Raw genomic sequence first — 12,638 nt, 5'->3', positions numbered from 1 at the left:
ATAGACCCCTAACAAATTTTTTTAAAGTGACTTATTCCGAACAGTCTAATAGCTTTTTTGAATTAGGAAATGAATTAGTGGTTAAAATAAATGGCTAAAAGTGGCAGCTTAATGCGGTTGCCACTCTACACCGTAATGCGTAAATATCTCGGCATCGCGGTTATACCAGCGCCGAAACGGTTCAATATCAAAACCGTGTAATTGCGCCAGCCACGCATAACGTATAGCGGTTTTTAATAAATCAGGGTATTGCCAGATCCGGCCATAGGCAACCACTGCTAGCTCAGGTTGCTCGCCCAAAATATCAATGGCTTGCATCACTTTGTGTAAATAACGCAATTCTTCGGTAAACTCGGGAGTAATGCTGCTGTTATCGTGTTTGCTGCTCATTATGCCAGATCCTTTTTCCTACAATAATCCTATATCGGCCAGCCAGGAGTAAGGTTTAGCGGGATCCGTTACTATGACAACACTTATCACGCTAAGTGAATAAATTATTTGAATTTTATTATTGGTAAGTGGGTACAAGGCCATACCACAGTCAGCAGCGTTAAAGTTTAATCAGCGCTTGTATTCAGTGTCTGTTGTCACCATTAACAAGCTAGCCTACTTGCTGACTTACCCGAGGAATGTATGACTGTTGCCAGCAAAGGCGTTGCCACACGTGCTGTATTACCGTGGATCGGCCGCTTTTTATTACCTTATCGCGGCCGTGTGGTCGCAGCCATTGTGTTTCTGTTGATTGGTTCTTTAGCCTGGCTGGGTTTAGGGCAGGGCGTGCGACTGATGGTCGACGAAGGCTTTGTTACCGGAGATTTAGCGCGTTTAAATCAACTCACTGCCCTAGTGCTTGGCATCACCTTACTCGCCTCGGTTGCGGTATTTTTACGCTTCTATTTTATGAGCTGGCTGGGTGAGCGCGTCAGTGCCGATATTCGCAATGCGGTGTATCACAATATGCTAAGGCTCTCACCGGCGTTTTACAGTGAAACGCGCACCGGCGAAGTCATTTCCCGTTTTACCGCCGATACCACCTTGTTACAAAGCGTGGTCGGTTCCAGCCTTTCGATGGCACTGCGCTCTGCGGTGACGGCCATCGGCGGTTTAATTATGATGGCTTTTACCAGCTTTAAATTAACCGCCTTAGTATTTATCGCGGTGCCCTTAGTACTGTTACCTATTTTAGTGTTAGGCAAAAAGGTACGGCAACTGGCGCGAGACAGCCAAGACAAATTAGCCGTTATTGGTGCTCATGTGGATCAAAGTCTGCACGAAATTCATACCGTACAAGCCTATGGTCACGAAGCACGCGATGAAACCGTGTTTAAAGCAAAAATCGAGCAGGTGCTCGCTGCCGCGCGCGGCCGTATTTTTTATCGCGCGTTGTTAATTGGTACGGTGATGCTGCTGAGCATTGGCGCTATCACCATTGTCGGTTATGTCGGCGCTTTAGATGTGGTGAGCGGTAAGGTCAGCCCTGGGCAATTAACCGCCTTCTTGTTTTATGCCGTAATGGTGGCCGGCGGCATGGCGACGATTAGCGAAGTGATTGGTGAGGTACAGCGCGCCGCAGGTGCGGCTGAACGTTTAATTGAATTAGCGGAAATGCCAGTGACGATTGGTGCGCCAGTGCAACCGCTAACGCTTACCGCTCCGGTGCGCGGTGAGCTGCAATTTAAGCAGGTTGCTTTTGCTTATCCGCAAGTCCCTGAACAAACCGTGTTGTCACAACTGGATCTGCACATTCAACCCGGTGAGCGTTTAGCCCTTGTTGGCCCCAGTGGCGCCGGTAAAAGTACTTTATTTCAATTGTTACAACGCTTTTATGATGTCACCGAAGGCAGCATAGCGTTAGATGGCCAAGCCATTACACAGCTTGACCCTCAGCAGTTACGCGCACAATTTGCACTGGTACCGCAAGATGCCGTAATATTTGCCGATTCTGTTGTCGAAAACGTGCGCTATGGTCGGCCAGAGGCCAGCTTGGCTGACGTTAAAGCGGCCTGCCAAGCCGCGCGTGCCGATGAATTTATTCAGCAGTTTAGTGCCGGTTACGAAACACAACTGGGTGAGCGCGGTGTGCGCTTATCGGGTGGTCAAAAACAACGTATTGCCATTGCCCGCGCCATTTTAGCGGATCGGCCGATTTTGCTATTAGACGAAGCCACCAGCGCTTTAGATGCCAGCAGCGAACACGCTGTTAAGCAAGCGTTAGAGCAAGCGATGCAAGGTCGCACCACCTTGATCATTGCCCATCGACTGAGCACGGTACTGACTGCCGATCGCATTTTAGTGTTAGATAAAGGTCGCGTAATTGCCAGCGGTAAGCATGACGAGCTTTTACAAAGTTGTGCGCTGTATCAAGAATTGGCGCAACTGCAATTTTTAACGGAATAAGCTTTCACCAAAGCTGATTAGTTTGCCAGAGCGCTGGCAAGGTGCGGTGAGCTTCACAAACCCCAATAACAAGCAAAGAGTGCGCAATGTTACTACCTATTCTCGCCATCAGTGTTGGCGCTTCCTTTGGCGCGGTGTTGCGCTGGTTACTTGGCTCAGCGCTGAATCAACATTGGCATGTGTTACCACTGGGTACCTTGACCGCCAATTTACTGGGCGGCTTTTTAGTCGGGGTGGCGGTGCCATGGTTGGCGCAACACTCTAGCTTAGCGCCAGAGTGGCGTTTATTGATTATCACCGGCTTTTTAGGTGGCTTAACGACGTTTTCCACCTTTTCTGCGGAAGTGATTGAAATGCTGCTAGAGCAAAAAATGGCACACGCTGCTGCCACTGCAGGCCTCCATCTTTTCGGTTCTTTACTATTAACCGGGGTGGGTTTTGCCATTGCTCGTGTTTTGTTACAGCCTAGCGCGACAATTTAAGCTATTTGGGTTAACGCTTCGCCAGCGCGACAGGCTTCTGATCACCGCAGTTTGCTTATAATGATACTGATATGTACGCCAACGCTACACTGTGCAAATTTACAGTGTGGCGTTATACTGCCTGCTCGTTATGATATCGCAACCATCGTTATTGCCTTTGCAAACAGTTAACTGACTGTTTTAGCAAATGCAGTCAAGTTTTCAGGAACGAAACAATGACCCTCACCCCCGGCTTTATTGCTGCCCATAGCCATCGCTTAGAAGCCTTAACTGATCTTGTGGTGCAGTTAGTGGCGCAATATCCGATAGCCCCTTTAGAAGAAGAAGTGGTATTGGTGCAATCTAATGGTATTGCCCAGTGGTTAAAACAAGCACTGGCCAGTCATACCGGTATTGCCACTATGCTGGAGGTGACTTTGCCTGCCCGTTTAGTGTGGCGTGCCTATAGGGCCGTGCTTGGCCAAGCGATCCCCAGGCAATCACCGTTTGATAAAAGCCGTTTACGCTGGCGCTTATTGCGTTTACTACCTGCGTTGATGCAGCAACATGCCGAGTTTGCCGCGCTGCAAAGTTATGTGGCAGAAGATGCCGATCAACGTAAGCTATTTCAGTTAAGTGACAAGCTCGCTGATTTGTTCGATCAGTATCAAGTGTATCGGGCTGATTGGCTGGACGCTTGGGCTAACGGTCAGGCAACAATTTGGCATCGTGGTAAAGCCGAGCCTTTAGCCGCCGATCAGCAATGGCAGGCTCTGTTGTGGCGAGCCTTGGTGCAAGATATTGGCGCCGAGCAAATTTGTAGTAACCGCGCTACTTTGCATCAGCGCTTTTTGACAGAAGCCGCTATCCTCACCGCCGCGGATCGCAAACCGGCCGCCTTACCGCCGCGCATTGTGGTGTTTGGTATTTCTTCCTTACCGCGGCAAACCTTAGAAGTGCTACACGCCCTTAAAGGGCTGTGTCAGGTGGTGCTGTGCGTTCATAACCCGTGTAAATACCACTGGGCCGATATTGTGGATGGCCGTGAGTTGTTAAATCAAGCAGCGAAGCCTCGCTTTAAAGAAAAACAACCCTTAACGGCAGTCGCGCAAGCCGAGTTACATCAATTTGCTCAACCCTTGCTGGCGTCTTGGGGCAAACAGGGGCGTGATTATATTCGTTTACTGGATGAGTTTGATGAAACGCGGGCTAAGGCTGAGCGTTTTGCCGATCTGCATTTTGATTTATTTGATGAAGATGAAAACGACACGCTATTAGCACATTTACAAAGTGATATTTTGAATTTACGGCCTTTAGCAGAAAGTCAGCAAGGGCGGCAGCGCCAAGCAACTGATCAGTCATTACTTTTTCAATCTTGTCATAGCCCACAGCGCGAAGTGGAAGTGTTGCATGATCAATTACTTGCCGCCTTTGCCGCCGACCCAAGCTTGCAACCGCGCGATATTATGGTGATGGTACCGGATATCAACCATTATGCGCCCTATATTGATGCCGTGTTCGGTCAACTAGCGCGCGAGGATAAACGTTTTATTCCTTATACCATTGCCGATCAAGGGTTACGGCAGCGTAACCCGATGTTGCAAGCCCTTGAATTGGTGCTCAGTGCGCCACAACAGCGTTTTACCCAAAGCGATGTATTCGATTTACTTTATGTGCCGGCAATTCAACAGCGTTTTGCGATCAACCAAGCGCAGGTAGTGCAACTGCAGCAATGGAGCCAAGCAGCCGGTGCTCGCTGGGGCTTAGATGCGAAGCAGCGCCAAGCCTTGGGTTTAGACTATTCCTTTAATGCCAATAGTTGGCAATTTGCGTTAGATCGTATGTTGTATGGCTATGCCGCTGGCAACCAAGTTGAGCAACCGTGGCAGCAGATTGAACCCTATGCTGAAGTCGCCGGTATTGCTGCGCAAGCGGTGGGGGCACTTGCCAATGTACTGCAGCTATTACAGCATTATTGGCAAGCCTTGGCACAAAGCCAAACACCGGCACAGTGGCATCAATTATTACAAAACTTGCTGGATGAACTGTTTTTAGCCAAGTCAGATGAGGAGTATTTACTGCTTGGTCGGTTACGCGATACTCTTGATGAGTGGTTAAGCAGTACTGATGAAGCCGAGTTTCACGGCGAGCTGCGTTATAACATCGTGTTGGATGTTTGGTTAAGTGCGGTGGATGAGCCTAATTTACAACAGCGCTTTATGGCCGGCAGTGTCAACTTTGCCACCTTAATGCCGATGCGGGCTATTCCGTTTAAACGTATTTGTTTGCTGGGAATGAATGATCAAGATTACCCACGAACCAGCAGTAAAACCGATTTTGATTTAATGAGTTATTACACGCGGCCCGGTGATCGCTCGCGCCGTGAAGATGACCGTTATTTATTTTTAGAGGCCATGCTCTCGGCGCGTGAGCAATTTTATATCAGCTGGGTTGGGCAAAGTGCGCAAGATAATAGCCATTTGCCGCCATCGGTATTAGTGGGGCAATTACAAGAACACCTGAATGCGGTATGGGGTGCAGACTGCGCTGCGGCCTTAACGCTTAACCATCGCTTACAACCTTTTGCCAGTAGCTATTTTCAAGCTGAGGCGGATGCCCGCTATTTTAGTTATGCCAAAGAGTGGTTGCCGTTACATCAGCATAATACAACTGCGGCTGCCGCTACGCTGACACCTTTACCGGCGTATCAAGCTGAAGCGGCGTTTAGTTTAGCTGACTTACGCATATTACTGCGTGAACCGGCACAAATGTTAGCCCGCAGACGGCTTGGGGTTTATCTTGAGCGTGTTGAGCAAGCCGCCACCGATGTTGAGCAATTTACTGCCGATAATTTAGTGGCTTGGCAACAACGCGATCTGTTGTTACAGCAACTATTGCAAGCCGAAACCAATAGCATGAGCATCGCGCCGACACTGTTGTTGCAGCAGAGTATTACTCGGCTAAGGCAGCGCGGTCATCTGCCTTATGGCCATGCGGCTGATCCGGTTTTAGCCGACAGCGAGGCGGCAGTACTGACGATATATGAATACTTTTGCAAGTTACGCGATACCAAAAAGCCGTTTAGTGCAGAGCGATTTAGCTTATCTTTCGAAGGTTACCAGTTAGAAGATGAGCTAAACAGCCTGTATCACGTTGCCGATGGGCAGTTGCTGCAAATCGAATTAAACGTGAGCAAAGTGGCTAATTTTAAAGCGCGCAGTCACGAACTGGTTTGGCGTAACGTTATCGTGGCTTATTTAAAGCATCTTTTTGCCAGTGCCGCGTTACCAAATCAGTTACTCAGTACGGTTATTATTGGTGAAGGCAGCATGTTAACCCTGTCGCCCATGGCGGCAGATGAGGCGACAAGTCAGCTGGCTAATTTATTTAAACTCTTAACCGAGGCGTTGTCTCAGCCATTACCGGTTGCGTTAAGTTTGGCCGAAGCCTGGTGGAAAAAATCAGATAAAGACCAAGAATTGACTGAACAAGACTTAAGCAAATTATACCTAGGTGATGACTTTATTGCCGGTGAACAAAGCAAGTTAGGGTATTTAGCGCGTTTTTACACCGATGCCCAGAGCCTGCTTGCCGCGAACTTCGTCAGTTATTGTCAGCAATTTTACCAGCCGATGTTTGCCTTATTACAACAAGGCAGCGCCACAAAACTGGATACGGCTCAGGATGCAGGAGATGAGGCATGAGCGTCACGTTAAGCAGTCCTTTGCAATTGCCTTTAGCGGGCAGTGCTTTAATTGAAGCCAGTGCCGGTACGGGCAAAACCTTTACCATTGCGGCCTTGTATGTGCGCTTTATTTTGGCGCATATTCCCACAATTTTGGCACCCGCTCGTCGCGCTTTACCTTTATTACCAGCAGATATTTTGGTGGTGACGTTTACTAAAGCGGCCACAGCTGAGCTGAAAGATCGTATTCGCCAGCGTTTAGTCGAAGCCGCGGTGTTGTTTCGAGACACTGAAACACCGGCTGGCGCCGATCCTTTTTTGGCGGCGCTAAAAGCCGAGTTTGCCGTTGAGCACTGGCCACAATGTGCTTATGCGTTGCAAATGGCCAGCGAAGCGATGGATGAAGCCAGTGTTAAAACGATCCACAGCTGGTGTCAAAATGTGCTGCGTGAGCATGCTTTTAGCAGTGGCAGTTTATTTAGCCAGCAATTAGTCACTGATCTCAGTCAATTTAAGCTAGAAGCCGTACGTGATTATTGGCGTAACTTTTGTTACCCCTTAAATGCGCAGCAATTGCAGGCGGTGCGTGCTGTTTGTCAAAGCCCAGAAGACTTGTTAGAGCGGATTAACGGTTTATGGGAGCATGCCAAGCCAAGCCTAACGCCCCTTGATTTGGCCGAGATGATCAACGCGCAACAGCAGCAGTATCAGCAGCAGATCTTAGCGGCGCAGCAAGATTGGCAAACGCGCTTACCACGTTATATCGATTGGGTTGATTTGGCCTGCAACAACAAATGGCTGGATAAACCACGCACTTATAATAGTAATAAGGTACGCAAAGACTTTTCGGCATTAAATCAATGGTTAGCCACTGCCGATGAGCAGGTACTGCAAGATTTTCCTGATTTAAAAGACGCGCTACTAAAAAACTACGGTAGCGATTTTCAGAGTAATTACACTGGCCCAGCTTTAGAGGAAGATTTTCCGGCGCAGTTATTGGCTCTGAATAGCTTGTTTAACCAAGGCCCGGATTTAACCCTGAGTTTATTAAGCCATGCCGTCAGTTGGTGTAAAGCGCGGTTTCAACAGCAGTTAGCGCGGGATGCGTTAATGGGTTTTGACGATATTATTGAACAAACGGCGCGCGCGGTCACGTCGGCGAGCGGTGCACAATTAACCGAGGTACTTCGACAGCAATATCCGGTAGCGCTGATTGATGAATTTCAAGATACCGATCCGGCGCAGTACAGCATCTTTAATGCGGTGTATCAGTTAGCCAACGATCGGCAAGATCTTGCGGTATTTTTAATTGGCGATCCAAAACAAGCCATATACGCCTTTCGTGGCGCCGATATTTTTACCTATCTGCAAGCCCGACGCGACACCGCAGGGCGTCATTACACCTTAGCAACGAATTTTCGCTCTAGCCAAGCATTAGTCAGTGCCACCAATGCCATCTTTATGCCAGCAGAGCAGGCCGCTGGCGAAAAAGCTTTTTTGTTTAATAGCGCGCAAGGTAATCAAGTGCCCTTTGTTGAGGTTGCGGCCAAAGGCGTTAAAGCGCAATTACTGATTGATGGCAAGGTACCAAGCCAAGCGTTAACACTTTGGCAGTGCAGTGCCTCGATGCTAGACAGCAGTATGGATGACAGTAAACCACTGAGCATTGAACGCTATCGGCAAAGTCAGGCTGAGCACTTTAGTGATTATATCGTGCAGCTGTTATTGCAAGCGGCGGCGGGCAAAACCGGTTTTCAGCAGGGCGACGAGCCGTTGGTGCCGCTGCAAAGTAATGATATTGCTATTTTAGTCAGTACCCACAAGGAAGGGCATTTAATGCAACAAGCACTGCGCCAACGTGGGCTGGCCAGTGTCTATTTATCTGATCGGCAATCGGTGTTTGATACCGAAGTGGCGCGCGATCTGCTAACGGTACTGCACGCCTGTGCTGAGCCTGGCGATCGCCGTGCGCTGTTAGCAGCTCTTTATACCGCGTTGTTGCAATTGCCGTTAACTGAGCTCGACCGCTTACAGCATGATGACCAGTATTGGGATCAGCGGGTCGGGCAATTTTACCAATTTGCCGCTACCTGGCAGCAGCAAGGTGTGCTGGCGATGATCCGTCAGTTATTACAGCAATTTGCTATTGCCGAGCGCTTATTAGCTGACAGTGCCCGCAACAGCGGTATCGCTGGCGAGCGTTATCTAACCGATTTGCTGCACTTGGCTGAAGTGTTACAACAAGCTGCGGCGAAATTGGATGGGCCCTTGGCATTGATCCGCTTTTTACACGAGCACATTTATCAGCGTGACAGTTTGCAACAAGCGGCCGATGAGCAAATTGTTAGGTTAGAGAGCGATGCTGAGCTGATTCAAATTGTCACGATCCATAAATCAAAAGGCTTAGAATATCCGCTGGTGTTTTTACCTTTTATCAGCAGTTGTAGACCCATTAAAGCCGATGACAAGGTGTTTAATTTTCATGATGAACACGGTCAGTTACAGCAAGTATTGCAAGCAGACGAGTTGATGCTGGCTCGCGCCGATAAAGAGCGTTTAGGCGAAGATATCCGTAAGCTTTATGTGGCACTCACCCGTGCCAAGCATGCCTGCTGGGTGAGTTTAGCGCCAGTGGGAAGCAGTAACAATCGGGTTTGGCAAAAAACCGCCTGGGCACATTTAGCCGGCTTGGCTAACAACGCCTTACCTGATGAGTGGCTTAAGCAAGCACAGCAGGTGTGGCAACACCCGGCGATTGCTATTACGCCTTTGCCGCAAGCTAGTAGCAACGTGTTCTATCAGGTAGCGCCAAGCTCCGAGCCCGCCGCCGCTGCGCAAGCACGGCATATGCCAGCCGATCATCGGTTTGATTTATGGTGGGTGGCCAGTTATTCCGCGTTAAAATACGGTGCAATGCGCCAGCCGGACAGTCCGAGTGAGCATAATCTGTTGGATGAGCAAGACGATGCACGGGATGAATTGGCTTATGCCTTAGCGCAAGATACTGCAAGTCGTGCACCGAACCATGACACTGCCGTAAGCAAGCAAGCTATGGCGCTGAGCCTACACGATTTACCCCGCGGCGCAGGGCCCGGCACCTTTTTACATAACCTATTGCAAGATGCAGCCGATGAAGGCTTTGCTAGCGTGGCGCATGACGCTGCTGTTCGCGCCGTTATTTTGGCTCGGCGCTGTCGTCATGGCAGTTGGCTGGCACGGCGGGAGCAGCTCGATAGCTGGCTGATGGCCTATTTGCAATCACGTTTTACGCTCGCCGATGGCACTCAGCTGTGTTTAGCCGATCTTAAGCACTATAAGGCTGAACCCGAGTTCTGGTTTGCGGTTAATGGTATCAGTACGCTGCAGCTCGATCAGTTGGTCTGTCAGCATGTGCTGCCAGGTTATGCCCGGCCGGGTTTACAAGCGAATTATTTGAATGGCATGCTCAAAGGCTTCATCGATTTAGTGTTTGAGCATAATGGACGTTATTATGTTATTGATTACAAGTCGAATTATTTAGGGCCAGATAACAGTGCTTACACGCCAAGTGCGATGCGCGATAAAATATTAAGTAGTCGTTACGACTTACAATATGTGTTGTACACGCTGGCATTGCATAAGCTGCTAAAAGTGCGGTTAAAAGAGCAGTATTGTTATGAGCAGCATATGGGCGGCGTAGCCTATTTATTTTTGCGCGGCCAAACATCTAACGGCTGTGCCGCCTTTACCGATCTGCCACCGGCCTCGCTAATTACAGCGCTGGAGCACTATTTACACCAAGGTTCACCGCAGGGTGACTCGGCTAAAACCGTCAGTAAGGAGCCGCAAGATGTCGAATAACCTGGTGAGCAATGCCGCCGAGAGCGCCTTACTTAAACAGATCAACAGCCCGCAATTATTGCAGTTATTGGTGGATTGGCAGCGAGTGGGTTGGTTAACTGCGCTCGATTTAGCCTTTGCTCGTTTTATTCAGCAGCATACGGCGGTTGCAAGCCCAGCTGAGTGTGACACAGCTAACCGCACTGCCACGGACCTGTCTAACAATATCAGTATGCTACTTGCCGCTTTGCTTTCGCATCAAGTGGGGCGTGGTCATGTCTGTTTATCGCTTAGGGCGTTATTAGCCGAGCCAGAGCGGTTGTTGAATATCTCTGTGGAGAGTGCTTTATTAGCGCCAACTAGCGCTTCGTTTACGCCGCTATCAGCGGTGTCCTCTGCATTACTCGCGCCAAACCTTGGCAACGAGCAGGAAGCTTCATTAGTGACGCCTACAGCGTTATTAGCAGGTTTAACACTTACCGAGCTGCAGCAGGCCTTAGCGCACAGTGCCGCGGTGCAAGGTTCGAGTGAACAGCAGGAAGCACATCCTTTAGTGCTAGTGGGTGAGACACTCTATCTTTACCGTTATTGGCAATATGAGCGGCAGTTAGCGGCTGATTTACAGCGTTTAATGCAGCCGGTTGCCAAAGCATTACCGCCGGTGGCGCAGCTTAATAGCTGGTTAAGTGAATTATTTGATACCCCACAAACCACCGCTGCCATTAACTGGCAGAAACTGGCCTGTGTGAACACGCTGCGCAGTCATTTTAGTGTGATCACGGGCGGGCCTGGTACCGGAAAAACCTATACGGTGGTGCGCTTATTAGCCTTATTGCAACGGCTGCATTTGGCAGACTCGGCCGATGCTCAGGTTCGGCCGTTGGTGATTAAATTGGCAGCGCCTACCGGTAAAGCGGCGGCACGTTTAAAAGAGTCGATCCAAGCGGCTACCGAGCAATTACGGCAGTTACCGGCCAGTTGGCACAGTGCGCTTCAGCAGATTAGCGCTGACAGTTCGACTTTACATAAATTACTTGGGGTGCAAGCAGGTACACGGCAATTTCGTCACCACCGCGCCAAACCTTTAGCCTTAGATGTATTGATTATTGATGAAGCCTCGATGGTGGATATTGAATTGATGCATGCCACCTTAGCGGCTTTACCGCCCGGTGCGAAATTAGTATTGCTGGGCGATAAGGATCAGCTGGCCTCGGTGGAAGCGGGCGCCATTTTAGGGCAGTTATGTGCTGGCGCTGAGCAGGGCGGTTATAGCCGTGAAACCTTAGCCTTCTTGCAAAGTTTTACTCAAAGTCTCTTACCGGAATTTATGCATGATGCTGAAGCACCGCGGCATTTACAACATGTGATCATGTTGCGCGTCAGTCGACGTTTTGATGATAGCAGTGGTATTGGCGCACTGGCTCGTGTTGTTAATCACGGTCGCAGTAACGAGGTATCGGCATTATTTAATCCGGACAGTGGTTTTACCGATCTGCATTTATTACAGCCAACACAGCCAGATCCAGAAGGTCAGCAAGCGCTGTTAGCGTCTCTGCAGCAACTTTGTCAGCAAGGTTTTGCCGGTTATTTGCAGCAAATTTCAGCTCGGCCTGCGCCTGGCGCGAGTGCTGAGCAGTTTGAGCGGTGGGCACGCTCGGTGCTCAAGGCTTATCAAGGCTTTCAACTGTTAACGCCCGTACGCGATGGCCCTTTTGGTGTCAGCGGTTTAAATGCGTTAGTGCAGCAAAGCCTTAGCTTTGTATCACGTAGCGCCTCGGCACAAGGGCGGCAAGATAGCTGGTATGAAGGGCGGCCGGTGATGATCACGGCGAATGACTACAACTTGAATTTGCGTAATGGCGATATTGGTATCGTGCTGCGATCCGCCGATACAGAGCAGAAACGGGTGGTGTTTGTGGACAGTGATAATCAACTTCGTTGGATCTTACCCAGCCGTTTAGCCGAGGTGACGACTGTTTTTGCCATGACGGTGCATAAGTCACAAGGCTCAGAGTTTACGCATACGGTGTTAGTACTGCCGGATCGTGATAACCCGGTGTTAAGCCGTGAACTGTTATATACCGGCTTAACCCGCGCTGCTCAGCAACTGACCTTAGTGGTGCCGTCATGGTCCGTGCTAACACAAGCGGTGGATCGGCCAACGATCCGGGCAGGGCAATTGCACTTATCTTTTAGCCCATAGCCCATGCCGTTAATATTACGGTCAATCTCCCCCTGATAACGCGGCATAAGCTGCGCTATTCAGGGGGGAATGG

6 protein-coding genes are annotated in these 12,638 nt (G+C 49.5%); 5 read left to right on the top strand and 1 reads right to left on the bottom strand.

Annotated elements, in window-relative coordinates:
* Window positions 1-108: 108 nt before the first annotated feature.
* Complete coding sequence (locus LMJ53_RS08935) at window positions 109-390, bottom strand: hypothetical protein (RefSeq protein ID WP_226752099.1); 282 nt, start codon at window positions 388-390, stop codon at window positions 109-111.
* Window positions 391-633: 243 nt separating this feature from the next.
* On the opposite strand from LMJ53_RS08935, the gene LMJ53_RS08930 reads away from it, so the two are divergent.
* The 5 genes from LMJ53_RS08930 (at window position 634) to recD (ending at window position 12,565) form a co-directional block, all read left to right on the top strand.
* Window positions 634-2,397, top strand: a complete 1,764-nt coding sequence (locus LMJ53_RS08930) for an ABC transporter transmembrane domain-containing protein (protein ID WP_229585734.1) — start codon at window positions 634-636, stop codon at window positions 2,395-2,397.
* Between the two features lie 86 nt (window positions 2,398-2,483).
* Window positions 2,484-2,879 carry a fluoride efflux transporter CrcB gene (crcB, locus tag LMJ53_RS08925; protein WP_229585733.1) on the top strand — a complete coding sequence of 132 codons (396 nt, stop codon included), beginning with the start codon at window positions 2,484-2,486 and terminating at the stop codon, window positions 2,877-2,879.
* A gap of 215 nt (window positions 2,880-3,094) precedes the next feature.
* Window positions 3,095-6,562 (top strand): exodeoxyribonuclease V subunit gamma, encoded by a 3,468-nt coding sequence (recC, locus tag LMJ53_RS08920; protein WP_229585732.1) that lies wholly within the window; start codon window positions 3,095-3,097, stop codon window positions 6,560-6,562.
* The gene (gene recB / locus LMJ53_RS08915; protein WP_229585731.1) at window positions 6,559-10,383 is read left to right on the top strand and encodes an exodeoxyribonuclease V subunit beta; all 3,825 of its coding nucleotides are present in this window, start codon (window positions 6,559-6,561) and stop codon (window positions 10,381-10,383) included. Before recC ends, recB begins: the two co-directional genes overlap by 4 nt.
* Window positions 10,373-12,565: an exodeoxyribonuclease V subunit alpha gene (gene recD, locus LMJ53_RS08910; protein ID WP_229585730.1), complete on the top strand. Its 2,193-nt coding sequence runs from the start codon at window positions 10,373-10,375 to the stop codon at window positions 12,563-12,565. The genes recB and recD overlap by 11 nt, the downstream gene beginning before the upstream one ends.
* The last annotated feature ends 73 nt before the right edge of the window (window positions 12,566-12,638 follow it).

It is taken from the genome of Rheinheimera sp. UJ51 (assembly GCF_020819615.1).
Lineage (GTDB): Bacteria > Pseudomonadota > Gammaproteobacteria > Enterobacterales > Alteromonadaceae > Alishewanella > Alishewanella maricola.
The sequence above is the reverse complement of the archived record's forward strand: the minus strand, read 5'-3'. Positions and strand labels throughout refer to the sequence as shown.